The sequence below is a fragment of the Pseudoalteromonas sp. T1lg122 genome, assembly GCF_002964825.1.
In the GTDB taxonomy this organism is placed as follows: domain Bacteria; phylum Pseudomonadota; class Gammaproteobacteria; order Enterobacterales; family Alteromonadaceae; genus Pseudoalteromonas; species Pseudoalteromonas gelatinilytica.
Map to the genome: position 1 here is coordinate 40,830 of NZ_PQCG01000007.1, position 18,585 is coordinate 59,414.

The following is an 18,585-nucleotide window of genomic DNA, read 5'->3' on the forward strand; positions in this document are numbered from 1 at the left end:
CTCATAAAGCCTTAAATGGATTTGATGATTGCATGAATTACTTAAAAAACTTTATAACTAAATTTGTTTTCATGATGCAGAAGCGGCCGGGGTTGATGGCGGTGTTGGCTTTTTGTAGTGGTGTAGCGAGCTATGTCTTTGTTGAGCGAAAAGAATCGTTTTCGCAACTTATCTCTATTTTGCTATTAGTCACTTGGTTGTGGTTGTTAATAGATAACTGGCTAAGAAATAAAGTAGAGGAGCGTTTTGGTGTGGCGGTGTCGCCCAACGTGATGCGCTTTGCGCTGCAAGTTGTGCAGCAAGAAAGTTTGTTTTTTGCTTTACCATTCTTCTTGGCGGTGACTACCTGGGACCATGGTCAGGCCGCGTTTACCGCTTTAATTATACTTTGTGCGTTCGTTTCTGTTGTTGACCCCCTCTATTATAAAAAGCTTGCAAGGCACAGTGTCTGGTTTAGTGTGTTTCATAGCTTTTCTTTGTTTGTCGTGCTGTCGGTTACCTTGCCTATTTTATTAAAGTTAACGACCAGCCAAAGTTTTGAAATTGCACTGATAACAGCGGTTATTTTAACTGTCCCTAGTCTTGGCAATTTGATGCCCAATGCGAAATGGTGGCGTTTCCCGTTGTTGGTGTTATTGCTTTGTACATTAGGTGCTGGGCTTTGGCAATTACGTAGCTTTGTGCCACCTGCGGCACTGCGTTTAACGGATATGAGTATGTCATATCAGTTAGATGCACAGGCTCGTAAACCGCTTTCGCCAATAACAGAACTCACTGAGAAGAGCTTGCATGAAAACGGTCTATATAGTTTTAGTGCGGTAAAAGCACCGCGAGGGTTAAATGAAAAAATCTTCCATGTTTGGGTGCATAATCGAAAAGAAGTTGACCGCATAGCCTTGGATATTTCTGGTGGTCGTAAAGAGGGCTATCGAGCGTGGAGCCATAAAACGAATTTCCCTGCTAATGCTGCAGGGAAATGGGTCGTTAAAGTGGTTACCGAGTCTGGGCAGCTGATAGGGCAAATAAGATTTGAGGTTACAGAAGTTTAGCTGTCAGCTTTCAACCGAAATTAGAGGGGGCAATTTTGATTGAACGTTTATGAATAAAAACATTTTGAATGAGGCTTTATGTGTATTGAAATCAACAGCCTTACTCATAACGAATTTTTAGAGGAACATATTGCTTTGAACCAATAACTTAATTATTGTAAATATTAAATTTAATATTTTTGGCAAGAAAAGCATGACTAGGTATTTTCAGTTTACTGTGCTGGTTACAGCAGTTTTATATACGACTTTTTTTTTCTTACCATATATTTGGCAATATATTTACTCTGAAGACATTTCTTACTTATTATCTGCTGCAGGAACAGGTGGAATTATCGACCCTCAAAGCTCGTTTCCATACATTTACTCAATGGTATATGTATTAAGTCTGCTTGGTCTTTATTTATACAAAAAATTAGCGAAGTGGTTATTTTGTTCACTGATCGCCTTTAACTTTCTTGTGAGCCCTTACATTCTTGGGTTATATGTAACAATGTATTTTGATGCATCTATTGGTTATTTACTTACTCTTTGCGAAGGTGCATTGATTCTAATGCTCTTTAGTGATGATGTTATAAAAAAGCTCAAGTAAACAGTCTATTTTTGATATTAGATTTCATATTATTTTCACTTATAGTTTTAATACGGATTTTTCCCTTCACCTACCAGCACACTGAATATTCTTAAATCCAGTTCTAGTTGATGGTATTGCGGCTCCATGTGGCAGCAAAGTTGATAGAAGGCTTTGTTGTGGTCTTTTTCCTTAAAATGAGCCAGTTCATGTACGACGAGTGCTTTGAGAAGGGGCTCAGGTGCGCGAAGTAGGTCGCTATTAATGGCAAGATCGTGTTTTCGGGTTTTACCTTGCATACGAAAAGTATGGGTACCTAAGGCATTTGTAACCATATCGCCTTGTTTTTTGAATGCGGCACGACCAAAAGGCAGGGCACTTTTAAGGTAGCGCTTTTTCAGCTCAGTGGCGTAACTGTATAAAGCTTTATCGCTGGTAATGCTATGGGCATCAGGGTATTTGCCCTTTAGGTATTTTGCGGCCCTGTCGCCATTAAATAGCTGTAAAACTTGCTCAATGATGTGCGGCGGGTAACCTTGAAAATAACGGCTGTAATCTTTCATGTTTTCTCTGATAAATCGGGCGCTAAAATAAACTGCTTTGGCTTGCTTCGCGTTCACCTATAAACGGCGCAAGCACGGGGTGATTGTAACCTAAATCTTGGCAGAACTGTCTTGCTAAAAGTGGCGACTGGCGATTATCTGCGGTATGAAAAAACAAATAGGGTGATTTTCCTTCATCAAGCCATTGTTTTATTTTTTGTAGCCATGGCTGGTAATACGACTTGTATTCATGTTCAAGACTGGCAATCACAAAGCGCAGCATGGGCTGATTTCCTGTTGCAATGGCATGCACAGGTAAATAAGGTTTTTTCTTTTGCGCATCAATGAGTGCATCGGTATCGGCGGGTACAGCAAATAAAGCGCGGGTATCCATACTGATACGGTCTATATTATTTTCAATTAATAGCTGATTTAAACGAATTTCTGCATCATCTTTTTGAAAGAAACCGGGGTGACGTACTTCTATACCGTAACTAAGTTGTTTGGGTAGTTGTGCAATAAAATTAGCAAGCAGGGGTAGGGCATCTGGGCCAAAGGCACGGGGTAGCTGCAACATAATTTGCCCCGTTTTAGCAAAAATTGGCTCAAATAAGTTTAGCCACGCATTAAGCTCACTAGTTATATTCGTCAGCTGTAATTCGTGACTAAAACGCCGATGAAACTTAAAAGTAAATTTAAAGTCTTCGGGTACCGCATCATGCCAGCGTAATAATGACTCGTGACTCGGATCAGCATAAAAACTGGTGTTGCCTTCGACTGAGTTAAAGCATTGCGCATACTCACTGAGCATGTCGGCGCTTTTACAGTGACTAGAGAGCAAATTTCCTTTCCATGCGGTGCTAGACCACTGCGGACAACCTAAATACAGCATTAAATCAACCAATAAATTTAAACTTTAGCTAGTGTATCAAAAGAAATGTTTGCTCAGAAGTCGAGGTATATATTTAGCCCCCGACAGGCACTGCTGGCACTCGCATTTTGCGATGGTTTGGGTATAATGCTCTGCCTTAAATGATTACTTTGTATAGTGGCTTTTGCTCTCAAAATAGCGAACTCTTAAGAGCAGGCGGCTATAAGTCTTTAACTGACAGGAATACTATGCGCTCTATATATTGCGGACAGCTAAATAAATCTCACGTAGATCAAGAAGTTGAACTATGTGGTTGGATCAACAAACGCCGTGACCTTGGTGGCCTTATCTTCGTCGATTTACGTGACAGAGAAGGTTTAGTACAAGTTGTTTTTGATCCTGAAGTAGAAGGATTAATGGATACTGCGAATAAACTACGTCAAGAGTTTTGTGTGCAGTTAAAAGGTGTTGTTCGCGCACGCCCTGAAAGCCAAGTAAATAAAGACATGGCAACAGGTGAAGTTGAAATTTTAGGCACAAGCTTAACTATCATCAACCGTTCAGAGCCATTACCACTTGATTTTAATCAGCAAAACTCTGAAGAGCGCCGCTTAAAATACCGTTACCTAGATTTACGTCGTCTTGAAATGAGCGACCGTATCAAACTTCGTGCAAAAGCGAGCAGCTTTGTGCGTCGTTTCTTAGATGACAACGGTTTCTTAGATATCGAAACACCGGTACTGACAAAAGCTACACCAGAAGGTGCGCGTGACTACTTAGTACCTAGCCGTGTTCACAAAGGTAGCTTCTACGCTTTACCTCAGTCACCACAGTTATTTAAACAATTATTAATGATGTCGGGTTTTGACCGTTACTATCAAATTGTTAAATGTTTCCGTGACGAAGACTTACGTGCTGACCGTCAGCCAGAATTCACACAAATCGATTTAGAGACGTCATTCATGAGCTCTGATCAAGTGCGTGCAATGACTGAGAAAATGATCCGCGAAATGTGGCAATCATTATTAGACGTTGATTTAGGCGACTTCCCAGTTATGCCTTACAGCGAAGCAATGCGTTTATATGGTTCTGATAAACCAGACCTACGTAACCCAATGCAGCTTGTTGACGTTGCTGATTTAGTAAAAGACGTTGAGTTTAAAGTATTCTCTGGTCCTGCTAATGACGAAAAAGGCCGTGTTGCTGTATTAACTGTACCTGGCGGTGCTGAACTTTCTCGTAAACAAATCGACGATTACACTAAATTCATCGGTATCTATGGTGCGAAAGGCCTAGCATGGATGAAAGTGAACGACCGTGCTGCGGGCGTTGAAGGTGTACAATCACCAATCGCTAAGTTCTTAAACGAAGAGGTGATCAACCAGTTACTTGAGCGTACTAACGCACAATCTGGCGATATCATTTTATTTGGTGCTGATAAGCGCAACGTTGTAAACGAAGCAATGGGTGCACTACGTCTTAAGATTGGTGTTGATTTAGGTATTACTAATCTTGATAGCTGGAAACCTTTATGGGTTGTTGACTTCCCGATGTTCGAAGAAGACGACGAAGGTACATTGCATGCGGTTCACCACCCATTCACTGCACCGAAAGGTATTTCTGCTCAAGAGCTTGAACTAAACCCAGCTGGTGCATTATCAGATGCATACGACATGGTATTAAACGGCTACGAAGTTGGTGGTGGTTCGGTACGTATTCACAATGCTGACATGCAAGAAACTGCATTCAGAATCTTAGGTATCGAAGCGCAAGAGCAACAAGACAAGTTTGGATTCTTACTTGACGCACTTAAATACGGTACACCACCGCATGCGGGTCTTGCGTTTGGTCTTGACCGTTTAGTTATGTTGCTATGTGGTACTGATAACATTCGTGACGTTATTGCTTTCCCTAAAACAACGCAAGCATCATGTTTATTAACAGATGCACCAAGCAAAGCTAATGCAGATGCATTAACTGAGCTTGCAATTAATGTTGTAGCGAAAGACGCTGAATAATTCATAATAACCTGAATTATAAGACTTAATGAATAATAACCCTAAGGTGTATGCCTTAGGGTTTTTTTGTGCTTAAATGAATATTTAGTATGTTCTTCAAGGAAAGAGAATGAATATCAATGCAACTTTAATCGGGCAAATAATTGTTATTTTAATTCCTGTGTTTGCCGCTATCAGCTATTACTTAGGTAAGCGCAAAACCTCAACACCAATCGTGGTGGCCGTTATTGGTGGGTTACTAGCGCTAATTCCATTGTTTGGTCTTATTTTTATTGCAGTACTTGCGCTTAAACAAGATATTGAGACCACCGCGTGATCGCAAGCCATTCCCTTTATTTTGAACACACCTTTGAAGCAAACCTTGCAGGGCAAACATTTTCGCATTGTGAGTTTGAGCAATGTGAATTTATCGACTGTGACTTTAGCAATAGCCAGTTTGAAAACTGTCGGTTCATAGAGTGTGAGTTTAAAAACTGTAATTTAGCTGCCCTTGGTCTTAGATACACCTCGCTTGAAGAAGTGAGCTTTAAAGAGTGTAAATTAACCAGTGTGCGCTTTACTGATGTTGATTGGCCGCTACTCGCCAGCCGTGCCCCAGTGAGTTTTGTTGGCTGTGAGCTTAGCCATAGCAGCTTTTTTGAACTTAGTTTAAAGGCTTTAAAAATGCGCAGCTGTTTTGCCAAAGATGTTGATTTTAGACATGCAGATTTAACATCTGCTGATTTTACTGATACGGATTTTCGTGACAGCTTGTTTCAACAAACGAATCTCAGTAAAGCTAATTTTATAGGTGCTAGTCACTTTGCTATTGATATAACTGCTAACAATATCAGTAAAGCCAAATTTGAACGTTATGCCGCTTTGGACTTGCTCGCAGGGCTCGATATAGAGCTGGTGGATTAAATATTATTGCTAATTAAAGTTAAGGAAAGTTATGGATTTAAGTCCCATCACCTTAGAAGGTCAATTTGTTAAATTAGTGCCGTTAACGCTTGAGCACCGTGATGCTTTAGTTAACGCCGCTTCAGATGGAAAGCTTTGGGAGCTTTGGTTTACCTCGGTGCCCAATGAAGAACGTGTTGACGATTATTTAAGTATGGCGTTTGAACAACAAGCACTTGGTCGCGCAATACCATTTGCTGTCATCGATAAACACACCGATGAGGTGATAGGCTCAACTCGCTTTTGTAATATCGACAGTAAAAACCGCCGTTTAGAAATTGGCTATACCTGGTATGCCAAGCGTTTTCAGCGTACTGGGGTTAATACTGAATGTAAAAAACTGCTACTAAGTTATGCATTTGAAACACTCAATGTGATTGCTGTTGAGTTTCGTACCCATTGGCATAATCAGGCTTCGCGCAATGCCATTGCTCGCTTAGGGGCGAAACAAGATGGGGTGCTTCGTAATCACCAAATAATGGCCGATGGATGCGTCCGCGATACTGTGGTGTTTTCAATTATTGATGGTGAGTGGCCGATGGTTAAACGTAGCCTAGAATTCAAATTAGCGCAGTCATAAAATGTTAGATATTAAAAAGGTTGCGCTAATGCTCGCTTTAACTCTAAGCGGGCAAACAGCCTATGCAAATCAAACAGAGACACTGTTTGATACTGAGCGCACCCGCCATATTCCGCTGACCATTACCGCAGCAGATAGCAAATGCACGATAAAGAAAAAATGCCCCGTGGCGTTTATTGGGGCAGGCTATGGTATGGCGCATACAGAGTATCAATTTGCCCAGCAGGCCTTTCATCAGCATGGTTATTTAACGGTTGAAGTGGCTCATGAGTTAAAAGGCGATCCGAATTTAAACCCTGAGCCACCCTACATGACCACACGCATGGAAAACTGGCACCGCGGTGTACAAACCCTTGAGTTTTTAGCCGTAGAACTTGCAAAGCGTTATCCTGCGTATGACTTTAATCAGCTCACTTTATTTGGGCACTCAAATGGGGGGGATATTGCAGCATTATATGCGGCTATTTATCCCGCTAAGGTAGCTAAGCTGATCACCCTTGATCATCGCCGTATGCTGATCCCGCGAAACAAAAATATTCCTGTACTGACACTACGCGGTAGCGATTACCCAGCAGATGACAACGTATTGCTAACGCCGCAAGAGCTCGCAGTATACCCAGTGACGCAAATTAAGCTTAAAGATTCGCGCCATAACGACATGTATGATGGTGGCCCAGAAGCGCTTGTAGCACGTATTAGTAAAGAACTTAACGCGTTTTTATCTCGCTTTTAATGCTCAGCTAAAACTGAGCATTAATATCGCTGCGAAAATTAAAATAGCCCATCTCGACAAGGTTGTTATACACACCCTCAATATTTAGTGGTAGCCATTGCTGGTACATTTTTAAATGGCTGTATTGTGGCAAGCTTATTTCTTTTTGTAAGGTCGCAAGGTTCTTACCTTTTAACATGCCATCGCGCACTGCAGTGTGTAAGTCTTGAATATAGTGTAAGTACGAGACAACATCATCGCGGTTGCCAGTATCTGCATGGCCACCTATAAATGCAGCAAATGTGGGTTCATTTAACACTGCTTTAGTTGAATGCAGCATGCCGTTAATATCGTAACCAATCAGATTTTTATATGGCATGCGGCCAAGTACAATCCAATCAACAACATAAAGTACATTGGCAGGCATAAAACGCATACTGACATTACCACGGCCATTATTGGGCCCATAGTATTTCAGTTGCACGTAGTTATCACCTAAATCGACTTTGAGTGTATCGGTAAATGTAAGATCAGGCAGGGCAGTAGGCACTTTATTTAATTTAAGGTCCTCAGCTGCAAATTGATGAGCGACGACCGTTGTGTTGTTATCGATTAGCTCATGACCGCCCATTGCATGGTCAACATGGCTATGGCTGTACAACATGTACTTGATATCGGCGTTAAAGGTTTTCTTGATATAGCTTTTTAAGTATTTTGCGGCATCGCTATTAATAGGATCAGTCACCAAGGCAAGGTTATCAACAATCATAAAAGCGCTGTGGTAATGGCCAGCACTAAAGCGATATACGTTGTCTTTAATGTTTTCGACTTTATAGTTTGCTGGTTCTGCTGAGCTGATCTGATTGGTAACGAATATGAGCGCACTGAAAAGTAAGATTTGCAGACTTTTGAACATTAGCGATCCTTTTGCGTTGAAATGTGTCTAACTAACCATATCAAAGTTTAGCTAATAGTACATATTATACTACTTAAAGGCTTAGTTGATCTGTATCAAAGTTAAGGAGCTAAGCAAGGTAGGGCGGACATAAGTCCTTATGTTTTTGCCTGTGTTTCTCTATCCTCGCGAAGCGCTATAATGAAGAAATGCTATGCTTAGCACAGACTTCTAGAACCTTATTCACTGGAAAAGACAAATGCAACATTTACCTACCGTTGATTATAAAGCGAGCGATGCGGCCGCTCAATTTGTTGAGTCACTAAGAAACACAGGTTTCGGTGTATTAAAAAATCACCCAATTCCTCAGTCATTAGTTGAGTCTATTTACAAAAATTGGCAAGAATTCTTTAATTCTGAGCAAAAGCACGAGTTTTTATTTTCAAAAGAAACACAAGATGGTTACTTCCCACCATCAGTGTCAGAAGTTGCAAAAGGCTTTACCGTTAAAGATATTAAAGAGTACTACCACGTTTATCCAAAAGGCCGTGTTCCAGCACAGCTAGAAGAAGAAATTCGTGAGTACTACCGTTTAGCAAATGAGTTTGCAGCGACATTATTAAGTTGGGTTCAAGCTGAAGCACCAGAAGAAGTGCGTGCTAAGTTCTCTATTGACCTTAAAGATATGATTGCTAACTCTGAGCAAACACTCCTGCGTATTCTTCATTACCCACCAATGACAGGTGATGAAGAGCCAGGTGCAATCCGTGCAGCAGCGCATGGCGACATCAACTTATTAACTGTATTACCTGCGGCAAATGAGCCAGGTTTACAAGTACAAAAAACAGATGGCGGTTGGTTAGACGTACCATGTGATTTTGGTAACCTGATCATCAATATTGGTGACATGCTACAAGAAGCGTCAGGTGGTTACTTCCCATCAACGATTCACCGTGTGATCAACCCAACGGGTAAAGCGTCAACGAAATCACGTATTTCGTTACCATTATTCTTACACCCGCGTCCTGATGTTGTGCTTTCTGAGCGCTACACAGCAGACAGCTACTTACAAGAGCGTTTACGCGAGCTTGGTGTTAAGTAAAAATTGGTTATAAAGAGAAAGCGGCATTAAAGCCGCTTTTTTTATGCCTTAAATTTGTCTGCTAAGTTCAGCATTAAGTGTTAGTTTGCAAATAATTCCATGCATTATTGACTATCCTAGGTATAATGCGCGCACTTCGCCGAATCGGCTGAATTTTTTAAAGAGAGATAGTATGAGTTTTGATGGGTTAGGTTTATCACCAGCTTTAGTAAATGCAGTTTTAGAAAAGGGCTATGAAGCACCTACGCCTATTCAATCACAAGCTATCCCTGCGATCATTGAAGGCCGTGATGTTATGGCCGCAGCGCAAACTGGTACAGGTAAAACAGCAGGTTTTACACTGCCGTTAATTGAGCGTTTGTCAAAGGGCCCTAAAGCGGGTGGCAATAAAGTACGCGCATTAGTATTGGCTCCAACTCGCGAGTTGGCTCTACAAGTAAGCGAAAATGTTGAGCAATATGCTAAGCATTCAAATGTTAGCTCATTTGTTGTTTATGGTGGCGTTAAAATTAACCCACAAATGATGCGCCTTCGTAAAGGTGTTGATATTTTAGTGGCCACACCTGGTCGTTTATTAGATCTACACAATCAAAATGCTGTTAAGTTTGATGATTTAGAAGTGCTGATCCTTGATGAAGCAGACCGTATGCTTGATATGGGCTTTATTCATGACATCAAACGTATCATTGCTAAATTGCCTGCTAAACGTCAGAACCTGATGTTCTCAGCGACGTTCTCTGATGAAATTCGTGAACTTGCAAAAGGGCTCATTAACGATCCCGTTGAGATTTCAGTCGCGGCAAAAAACACCACAGCTAAAACGGTTACTCAATCTGTTTATGCGCTAGATAAATCACGTAAAACAGCATTGCTTAGCCACCTGATCCGTACTAACGATTGGCAGCAAGTATTGGTATTTTGCCGTACTAAGCATGGTGCTAACCGTTTAGTTAAGCAGCTTGAACGCGATGATATTGTCGGCGCTGCCATTCACGGGAATAAATCGCAAGGCGCTCGCGTTAAAGCACTCGAAGGCTTTAAATCGGGTGAAGTGCGCGTATTAGTGGCAACCGATATTGTTGCCCGTGGTCTTGATATTGTTGAGCTACCTCACGTTGTTAACTACGATCTACCGAATATTTATGAAGATTACGTACATCGTATTGGCCGTACAGGCCGAGCGGGTGCATCAGGTCATGCTATTTCGTTTGTAACAGTAGATGATGCCGACGATTTATATGGTATTGAGCGCTTTATTGGTGAGCTTATTCCGCGTGCAACCGAAGCAGGTTTTGAGCCAAACAAACCGGTTGCTGAAAAGCCGCTAGATACGCGTCCAATCAAGCCGAAAAAGCCAAAGAAACCGAAAAAGCCAAAAGCACCAGCTCAAGATGGTCAAGGTGTAGCAAAACCTGCACAAAAGCCAAAACCTAAATCGCAAAAGCGTCCTTCACAAGGTAAGTGGCAGGGTAAGGGTAAAGAGCAAGGCCAAAACCAAAAAGGTGCAAACAACGGGAATAAATCAAATAACACTAAACCAGCAGGTAATAAACCTGCGGGTAATCGTCAGCGTGTATCGGGGCCATCTCGCCCAAGACGTAAGCCCGCTGCGGATAGTTAATAGCAGTAAAAACAAAAAACGCGCAATTGCGCGTTTTTTGTTTTAAATGAGTTTAATGCAATATAAGGTGGCGACACCAATAAAGAGTGTCACGGTGACACTTAACAAAGTGCCCAGCATGACATACTCAGTAAGTTGTTTTTCGCTACTTTCTTTTAAATCACCGAATCGAAAGATAGATTTGGCCGCCAGTAGAAAGCCCACGCCGCCGTATTCACCTAACAAGATAAAGCTCAACATTAACACTCGCTCGAGCAAGCCAATAAAATGCCCCGCGGCAGGAATGCTGCCTTCATTGTTTATCTGAATATTGATTTTCTCTAGCATCATGCGAATAAACACAGAGCTTGGGTTAAGCACCAATAAATAAGCTGCAATAACAAACAAAGTATCGAGGGCAATCAGCTTTTGCCACGCTAAGCTATAAAATTCATTCTTATCACTAAGCCAAATGCTTAGCATTACAATCACAACAAGATGCGCCAACTGGTCGAGTAAAAACGGCACCACGCCTTTATTTGAATATGACTTTGCCAAGTCAATGACATAGTGGCTTAGCATAATCGCAACCGTTGCTAACAATACACAAGAGAACTCTTGCCAGCCATAAGTGTATTCCCATAGTGTGAGCACAGCTAAAGAGGTCACGCCGTGTGTTAATACGTGCAAATAGAGTTTACTGGCACGAAAGTGACGGTTGTTTCTGTCGTGTACCCAGCTCATTGGTTGCCAATAAAAGTCTGCAAGTAAGTGGCCCAATACTAATGCGGTGAGTAATAGAGCAAAACTGGTCATAACAATCCTTTGAGTGTGGTTTGGCTGTAATTTATAAAGCGCTCGATAAGTTGATAATGCGCCAGGTTGAGTAACTTCGTGACATTCTCTCGGCTAGTATTAAGCTCTTTAGCAAGCTCTGCATGGCTGTTGTTCTCGGCGGTTAAATAATAAAACAGGGCATTGGCCTGCTTTTGACTCATTTTTTCAAGCAGGACTTCGACAAGCGCAATATTAAGCGCAAAGCCTTCTTCAAGGGCGTTATTTTCAATATTTAACAGTAAGCGTTGCTGGCCGATGTTATCTAAACCACGACCAGATAAGGTATAAGCACTGCCTGTGGCTGTTTTTATATCGGCGCGGGGGTTGTCGAGTGAGCCAATGGCCAAGCTTTGTCGCAGTTCGTAATTGGCTGCTTTCATTTGCAAATACAACAAGATTGCTGCATGACACACCAGTTCTGGCTCTGTTAGCTGTACTTGTAATGCATCGCCACGGTAAATGGTAAAGCTTGCATTAAAACGCTTGGCAACAAAGCGTAAGCTTTGATCAAGCTGATAAAGCATAGCGTCGTATTCTTGTTGTGGAATTTTTTGTGATTTAATTAAATCACCGCTGATCACCGCAATCATTATGATCCCTTAGATTAAGTAACTTAATTTAGTTACATCGCGATAAGTAACCAAATTTGGTTACTTTTTTTTATGTAACCAATTTAGGTTACTTTTTCGTAAATATCAACCTAGATATGCTACAGTGAACACAAATCACTAAAGAACAGAAAACTATGTCAGCAGTTGATAAGCCAAGAGTCGGTATTTTTGTAGATGTACAAAACATTTATTACACCTGTAGAGAAAGCTACAAGAAAAACTTTGACTACAATGCCTTTTGGGCACAAATGAGCGAACGCTATCAAATTGATTGCGCCATTGCATATGCAATATATCGTGGCGATGAAAAGCAATCGCAGTTTCAAAATATTCTGCGCGCAATTGGTTTTGAGGTAAAACTGAAACCTTTTATTCAGCGCAAAGATGGCAGTGCAAAAGGGGATTGGGATGTTGGCATTACCATTGATATGCTAGAGCATGCCAAGCAGCTCGATAAAATGGTATTGCTTTCGGGTGATGGTGATTTTGCCTTATTACTTGGTCACTTAGCGAATAAGTATCAGCTACCGTGTGATGTCTATGGAGCAGAGCAGCTTACCGCTGATATTTTAAAGCAAGCCGCCGCTGAATTTCATTGTATTGACGATTCACTGCTACTATCAAGGTGAAAAAATATTCCTATAAAAATAAAATGTTTAACTAAAGTATTATTTCAGCTAAGCTAACATTAGCTACACTTTATGATAAATAAAGGAATAGTCACGCACAACGCACTAAATTATGCAAAAAAGCATAAATAAAGGTGTAATAGGACATTGTTGATGTGGTTTCTAATTTTCTTGTCTGTTAAATAAAACGTTTTAATTCAATTAATTAAAAATAAATATGAAAGATATACGAATTTTTATAAAAAATATAATGACAACGCTGTCATTTGTTGTGTAACATTAAATCAACAAAGGTTGAGATGATTTCGCATTCTGATAAGAAAAATAATGCGATTTAGACAAAAACTAAACGAAGGCTAGGGGTCGTTAAATGATGGCGAAGAGTGTGAATGAGGACCAATTGTTTATTGGTATTGATGGTGGCGGAACGAAATGTCGAGCAACTATCTACTCTGTTAAACAAGGTGTATTAGGAACTGGCCTAGGTGGTCCTGCAAATCCATTACATGGTTTGGAACGTACTCTCGAATCAATTATGGTCTCAACACAATTAGCACTTCGTGATGCGGGTTTACCGCTTGAAACCGTTCATCAGCTTTATGCCGGCTTAGGTTTAGCAGGTGTAAACCTACCAAGTTTGTACGACAAGATTATGGAATGGGAGCATCCATTCAAACAAATGTTCCTCACCACTGACTTACACACAGCCTGTATCGGCGCCCATGAAGGGAGTGATGGTGCGGTGATCATCACAGGCACTGGCTCTTGTGGTTTTTCTTGTGTAAATGGTCGCACAACTAACTTTGGCGGTCATGGCTTTGCTCTAGGAGATAAAGGCAGTGGTGCCTGGATGGGTCTTGAAGCAATAAAAGCGACCTTGTTAGACCTTGATGGCCTAGGCGAAGCAACAAACCTAACTAACGTGATCACCGAGCATTTTGAAGCTGACAATGCGATGGCAATTGTTGAACAAATGTCTGGTCAGCCTTCGAGTAGTTTTGCCAAATTAGCCCGTTATGTATTTGAAGCAGCCAATAATAATGACAAAGTTGCTATCTCCATTGTGAAAGAAGGGGCTGATTACGTTAGTAAATTAGCGCAGCGCTTATTAGAGAATAACCCGCCACGGTTATCTATGATTGGCGGTTTAGCCGAGCCATTAAATAAGTGGCTTGCAGAAGATATTGCGAAACGCGTTGAATCCCCTATTCAACCACCGGAAATGGGCGCGGTGTATTTTGCTCAGCAATCTGTGCTTGAACAAAACCAAGAGGTAAGTTTGTAATGACGATTTATCATGCAAGTTCATTGTTTACCGGTGACGAATTTTTATCTGATGTGTATTTTAGCGTCGACAATGGTGTGTTTAAGCGTGTTGAAGCAGATGCTAATGCCGTTGCATTAACGGGTTTAGTGGCCCCTGGTTTTATTGATGTACAAGTAAATGGCGGTGGCGGGGCGTTTTTTAACGCTGAACAAACGCCAGATTGCTTAGATAGAATAGCCAAAGCACATGGTCAGTTTGGTTCAACTGCGATTATGCCAACCCTGATCACTGACAAAGTTGAAGTCATGGCAAAAGCGGCCGATGCCACTGCACAAGCAATTGCTGAAGGTGTTCCGGGCATAATGGGTGTGCACTTCGAAGGCCCGCACCTTTCATTAGGGAAAAAAGGCACCCACAGCGAGCAATTCATTCGCCCTATTACAGAACAAGAATTTGCGATTTACGCCCGCCAAGACTTAGGCATTAAAATGGTTACCTTAGCACCTGAAAATGTCAGTGCTGATGATATCGCACGCTTAGTGGAGAGTGGTGTAAAAGTGTGTATTGGTCACACCAATGCAGACTTTGCGACCGCCAATGCTGCACTTGCTGCAGGGGCAGATGGTTTTACCCACTTATTTAATGCCATGTCAGCATTTACATCACGAGAGCCAGGTGTTGTTGGTGCTGCACTTTGGGATGATAACAGTTGGTGCGGCTTAATTGTTGATGGTCACCATGTACACCCATCATCAGCTAAATTAGCAATTCGCACCAAGCAGCGCGGAAAAATTATGTTAGTCACAGATGCAATGCCACCTGTGGGTACTGATGATATGGAGATTGATTTCTTTGATGGTCGTAAAGTTATTCGTACTGGCGATCGATTAAATTCAACGACCGGTGAATTAGCAGGCAGCGTACTTGATATGGCAAGTGCGGTGCGCAACACAGTGAACACATTGGATGTTAGCCTAGCTGAGAGCTTACGTATGGCATCACTTTATCCTGCACAATATTTAGGTTTACATAAAAAAGGTCGCTTACTGAGCGGGTTTGACGCTGACTTTGTGGTGTTAGACGCACAGCAAAATGTACAAGCCACCTTTATTGCTGGAAAAGCGCTATAACAAGCTTCCCTGGTAAAAACCCCGCCGTTGTATCGCGGGGCTTTTTCTATTTAAGGTAATACAATGACAACAACACAACCGACAAGAAAACGTTTGGCATCGCTGGATGCACTGCGCGGCATGGATATGTTTTGGATATTAGGCGGACAGTCACTATTCGCAGCGCTCTTCGTTTTAACAGGCTGGACTGGCTGGAAAGTTTTTGAAGCACACACCGTGCACAGCGTTTGGCATGGCTTCACATTTTACGATCTAATTTTCCCATTGTTTATATTCTTATCGGGTGTGGCGATGGGACTAGCCCCAAAACGCATTGACCATTTACCGTTTGATGAGCGCAAAGTGTATTACCGCAAGGCGGGTAAACGTCTTTTGCTATTGTGTTTATTAGGTATTTTATATAACCACGGCTGGGGCACAGGGATGCCAATGGCGTTAGATGAAATTCGCTATGCCAGTGTGCTTGGCCGCATCGCTATTGCATGGTTCTTCTGTGCAATGTTGGTTTGGCATACTAGTTTACGAACACAAATTATTACCGCTGCGGCTATTTTAGTGGGTTATTGGTTACTACTTTGTTTTGTTCCAGTGCCGGGTGGCAGTGCTGGTGATCTTTCAGCAGCAGGGAGTTGGAATGCATGGTTTGATGCACACTTACTGCCGGGTATTAGTTATCAAAACCGTGTAGTAGACCCAGAAGGTGTGTTGTCGAATATTCCTGCGATAGTCAATGCATTAATGGGGGTGTTTGCAGGTCAATTAGTGGCTCGAGCTCAGCAAATTGGCGAGTGGAAAATGACCGCCTTATTGTTCGCCGCAGGTGTGGTAAGTGTATGCTTAGGCTGGTTATGGGATTTACAGTTCCCAGTAAATAAAGAACTTTGGACCAGCTCATTTGTGCTTGTAACCGTTGGCTGGAGTGCCATATTGCTCGCCGTTTTTTATGCACTGGTGGATATTCTGCCGGGGCAACGCGCTGCGTATCCATTTGTGATCATAGGTGCAAACTCGATTATTATTTATTTAGCGTCAAGTCTTGTGAATTGGGGCTATGTAAGCCAAAGCGTATTTGGTGGGGTGATTCGAGCTGTGCCAGAGGCGTGGCAACCCCTGATGGCGGTCATTGCGTTATTAGCAGTACAAATGCTGGTATTACATTGGATGTATCGCCGTAAGATCTTTGTTAGTGTTTGATAATTATTAAACACTAACAGAAAGAGTAATTTTTTATTCACTTTTACTTTACAAAGATAAAACTAGAAGTGATAATGACAGCGTTGTCATAATGGTTATAGCTACTGCATCGTATCCTGGCAGTGGTTTGATCTAAAACCCAGCTCGATTGCACGTGGGGTTGGGTTTTAGGTCCCATTTTTTTCCAACTTATAATTAGAGCTAATCGATATGCAAATAGTGATTCTTGATGATGCAGCCCAAGTTGCAGCGTATGGTGCCAACATCTTTGCGAAACAATTACTAAAAAAACCAGCCTCGGTTCTTGGTCTTGCCACAGGTTCAACACCTGTTGCTTTGTACCAACAACTGATCGAAAAAAATAAAGCTGGCGATATTTCGTTTAGCCAAGCGACAACATTTAACTTAGACGAATACTTAGGTTTAACTGGCGAGCATCCACAAAGTTACCGTTACTTTATGAATGAGCAGCTGTTTAACCATGTTGATATCGACAAACAAAACACCCATGTACCGCCGGGTGATGCAGTAAATCCGCTTGTTGCTTGTACTGAATATGAGCAAAAAATCACAGCCGCTGGTGGTGTTGACGTACAACTACTTGGTATTGGCCGTAATGGTCACATCGGTTTTAACGAACCTTCATCAGGTTTGACATCACGCACCCGTGTAAAAACACTGACGAAAGCGACGATTGAAGACAATGCGAGATTTTTTGCAGAAGGCGAATATCAACCGCATTTATCAATCACTATGGGTATTGGTACTATTTTAGAAGCCAAAAAAGTCGTGCTTTTAGCAACAGGTGCAAGTAAAGCGGATGCCGTTCACGCCATGGTAGAAGGTCCGTTAATGGCTAAATGCCCAGCTTCAGCATTGCAACTTCATAAAGATGCGGTGATCATTATTGATAAGGCTGCCGCAAGTAAATTAGAAGATTTAGAGTTCTATCAGCATATTGAAGCTGAGAACCAAAAACTACAAGCGCACCTAGCGACCTTGTAGAATTGTGAGAGAGAATAAAAAAGCCCAGTTTGGGCTTTTTTTATGCCTGTAATAAATTGGGTTTATCATCCGCTTATGGTAGTTTTAGCGAGTAAACTATTTTCAAGGAATGCCATGCTGAATTACTCTCAAATGCCATTGGATCGTGCATCAAATCGCCGTAAAGATCCAAAGTGGTTAAAGGCTCAAATGAATTCTCAGAGTCGCTGGTTATTGGTCAATAACAATCAAAGTTTATTTGTTAAAGACAGTCCTGAAGTGTGTTATTTACGCTTATCTCAAGTGGATCATCTCGATTTATCAAAAGGCATTTTATTGGGTTTAGACGACGATGATGTGGCTCATTTTGCTTTAGATGTCAGCCATGTTCCAGACTCACTCATTGAGCCTATACTTAATGGCGCTGAATTTGTTGATATTCGTAAGTTAGGCCCACAAGTTGAGCTAAAACAAGGCTCGATTGCCGCACTGGCAAGGGGCTTGTGTTTTTGGCACGCAACGCACCGTTTTTGTGGTCGTTGTGGTCATGAAAATAACATGGTTGAAGCAGGGCATTCACGTTTATGTGAGAACCAAACTTGCCAGCATCAAACTTTTCCGCGAACCGATCCTGCCGTGATAATGATCGTGACTAAAACCTTTTCAGACGGAGTTGAACGCTGCTTGTTAGGCCGTCAAGCAAGCTGGCCTGACGGTGTTTTTTCAACTCTTGCTGGTTTTGTTGACCCAGGTGAAACATTAGAGCAGGCCGTTGCCCGCGAAGTTATGGAAGAAGCTGGTGTTGCGGTGACAGATATTCAATATATCGCTTCACAGCCTTGGCCATTTCCATCATCAATTATGTTTGGCTTTATGGCCACAGCGGTTTCAGAAGATATTCAGGTAGATAAAGACGAGTTAGACGACGCAAGATGGTTTAGCCGTGCTGAACTTAATGAATTTGGCCAATGGCATGAGCAGGGCAGTCATCTTAAACTAACCCGACAAGATTCTATTTCTCGATTTTTGGTTGAGCACTGGCGCAACCTGTAAA

At 41.8% G+C, this 18,585-nt stretch carries 20 protein-coding genes; 15 read left to right on the forward strand and 5 right to left on the reverse strand.

All coding sequences use genetic code 11. The annotated features are described in order from the left end of the window. Positions 1-32 precede the first annotated feature (32 nt). On the forward strand, positions 33-1,049 hold the full coding sequence (locus C2M33_RS05670; RefSeq protein WP_199776351.1) for a DUF5924 family protein: 1,017 nt from the start codon (positions 33-35) through the stop codon (positions 1,047-1,049). Positions 1,050-1,242: 193 nt separating this feature from the next. After that, positions 1,243-1,638, forward strand: coding sequence for a hypothetical protein (locus C2M33_RS05675; protein ID WP_063528860.1), 396 nt, complete (start codon positions 1,243-1,245; stop codon positions 1,636-1,638). A 47-nt stretch (positions 1,639-1,685) separates the two neighbouring features. On the opposite strand, the gene C2M33_RS05680 is transcribed toward C2M33_RS05675, so the two are convergent. Further along, complete coding sequence (locus tag C2M33_RS05680; protein ID WP_105173953.1) at positions 1,686-2,180, reverse strand: M48 metallopeptidase family protein; 495 nt, start codon at positions 2,178-2,180, stop codon at positions 1,686-1,688. A 22-nt stretch (positions 2,181-2,202) separates the two neighbouring features. Beyond that, entirely contained in the window at positions 2,203-3,051 is an 849-nt protein-coding gene (locus C2M33_RS05685) for a DUF72 domain-containing protein (protein ID WP_105173954.1), read from the reverse strand. A 227-nt stretch (positions 3,052-3,278) separates the two neighbouring features. On the opposite strand from C2M33_RS05685, the gene aspS reads away from it, so the two are divergent. The 5 genes from aspS to C2M33_RS05710 all read left to right on the forward strand — a co-directional run bounded on the left by aspS (position 3,279) and on the right by C2M33_RS05710 (position 7,303). Then, positions 3,279-5,048, forward strand: a complete 1,770-nt coding sequence (aspS, locus tag C2M33_RS05690) for an aspartate--tRNA ligase (protein ID WP_105173955.1) — start codon at positions 3,279-3,281, stop codon at positions 5,046-5,048. Between the two features lie 109 nt (positions 5,049-5,157). Next, positions 5,158-5,364 carry a hypothetical protein gene (locus C2M33_RS05695; protein WP_058585269.1) on the forward strand — a complete coding sequence of 69 codons (207 nt, stop codon included), beginning with the start codon at positions 5,158-5,160 and terminating at the stop codon, positions 5,362-5,364. Beyond that, positions 5,361-5,951: a pentapeptide repeat-containing protein gene (locus C2M33_RS05700; protein ID WP_233999122.1), complete on the forward strand. Its 591-nt coding sequence runs from the start codon at positions 5,361-5,363 to the stop codon at positions 5,949-5,951. The genes C2M33_RS05695 and C2M33_RS05700 overlap by 4 nt, the downstream gene beginning before the upstream one ends. Positions 5,952-5,982: 31 nt before the next feature. Beyond that, complete coding sequence (locus C2M33_RS05705; RefSeq protein WP_105173956.1) at positions 5,983-6,570, forward strand: GNAT family N-acetyltransferase; 588 nt, start codon at positions 5,983-5,985, stop codon at positions 6,568-6,570. Between the two features lie 28 nt (positions 6,571-6,598). Continuing rightward, positions 6,599-7,303 (forward strand): alpha/beta hydrolase, encoded by a 705-nt coding sequence (locus tag C2M33_RS05710; protein WP_442793145.1) that lies wholly within the window; start codon positions 6,599-6,601, stop codon positions 7,301-7,303. Positions 7,304-7,310: 7 nt separating this feature from the next. On the opposite strand, the gene C2M33_RS05715 is transcribed toward C2M33_RS05710, so the two are convergent. Further along, on the reverse strand, positions 7,311-8,198 hold the full coding sequence (locus C2M33_RS05715) for an MBL fold metallo-hydrolase (RefSeq protein ID WP_158685564.1): 888 nt from the start codon (positions 8,196-8,198) through the stop codon (positions 7,311-7,313). Positions 8,199-8,436: 238 nt separating this feature from the next. On the opposite strand from C2M33_RS05715, the gene C2M33_RS05720 reads away from it, so the two are divergent. Further along, a complete protein-coding gene (locus C2M33_RS05720) occupies positions 8,437-9,279 on the forward strand; it encodes an isopenicillin N synthase family dioxygenase (protein WP_054551580.1) in 843 nt (280 codons plus the stop codon). Positions 9,280-9,451: 172 nt separating this feature from the next. Further along, the gene (locus C2M33_RS05725; protein WP_063705959.1) at positions 9,452-10,900 is read left to right on the forward strand and encodes a DEAD/DEAH box helicase; all 1,449 of its coding nucleotides are present in this window, start codon (positions 9,452-9,454) and stop codon (positions 10,898-10,900) included. Between the two features lie 42 nt (positions 10,901-10,942). Here C2M33_RS05725 and C2M33_RS05730 read toward each other — a convergent pair whose 3' ends face one another. Together C2M33_RS05730 and C2M33_RS05735 are read right to left on the reverse strand one after the other, a co-directional pair. Continuing rightward, positions 10,943-11,695 (reverse strand): DUF3307 domain-containing protein, encoded by a 753-nt coding sequence (locus tag C2M33_RS05730; protein WP_105173958.1) that lies wholly within the window; start codon positions 11,693-11,695, stop codon positions 10,943-10,945. Continuing rightward, positions 11,692-12,306: a hypothetical protein gene (locus C2M33_RS05735; protein WP_199775142.1), complete on the reverse strand. Its 615-nt coding sequence runs from the start codon at positions 12,304-12,306 to the stop codon at positions 11,692-11,694. Before C2M33_RS05735 ends, C2M33_RS05730 begins: the two co-directional genes overlap by 4 nt. A 155-nt stretch (positions 12,307-12,461) precedes the next feature. Here C2M33_RS05735 and C2M33_RS05740 point away from each other — a divergent pair, with 155 nt between their 5' ends. From C2M33_RS05740 to nudC, 6 genes are all read left to right on the forward strand, one after another. Beyond that, entirely contained in the window at positions 12,462-12,956 is a 495-nt protein-coding gene (locus C2M33_RS05740; RefSeq protein WP_063705954.1) for a LabA-like NYN domain-containing protein, read from the forward strand. A gap of 370 nt (positions 12,957-13,326) precedes the next feature. Then, on the forward strand, positions 13,327-14,241 hold the full coding sequence (gene nagK, locus C2M33_RS05745) for an N-acetylglucosamine kinase (RefSeq protein ID WP_063705952.1): 915 nt from the start codon (positions 13,327-13,329) through the stop codon (positions 14,239-14,241). Further along, complete coding sequence (gene nagA, locus C2M33_RS05750; protein WP_105173960.1) at positions 14,241-15,353, forward strand: N-acetylglucosamine-6-phosphate deacetylase; 1,113 nt, start codon at positions 14,241-14,243, stop codon at positions 15,351-15,353. Before nagK ends, nagA begins: the two co-directional genes overlap by 1 nt. Positions 15,354-15,416: 63 nt before the next feature. Continuing rightward, positions 15,417-16,547 carry a transmembrane glucosamine N-acetyltransferase NagX gene (gene nagX, locus C2M33_RS05755; protein WP_105173961.1) on the forward strand — a complete coding sequence of 377 codons (1,131 nt, stop codon included), beginning with the start codon at positions 15,417-15,419 and terminating at the stop codon, positions 16,545-16,547. Positions 16,548-16,757: 210 nt separating this feature from the next. Beyond that, positions 16,758-17,552, forward strand: coding sequence for a glucosamine-6-phosphate deaminase (gene nagB, locus C2M33_RS05760; RefSeq protein ID WP_063705946.1), 795 nt, complete (start codon positions 16,758-16,760; stop codon positions 17,550-17,552). 114 nt (positions 17,553-17,666) lie between these two features. Beyond that, positions 17,667-18,584 (forward strand): NAD(+) diphosphatase, encoded by a 918-nt coding sequence (gene nudC / locus C2M33_RS05765; RefSeq protein WP_105173962.1) that lies wholly within the window; start codon positions 17,667-17,669, stop codon positions 18,582-18,584. The last annotated feature ends 1 nt before the right edge of the window (position 18,585 follow it).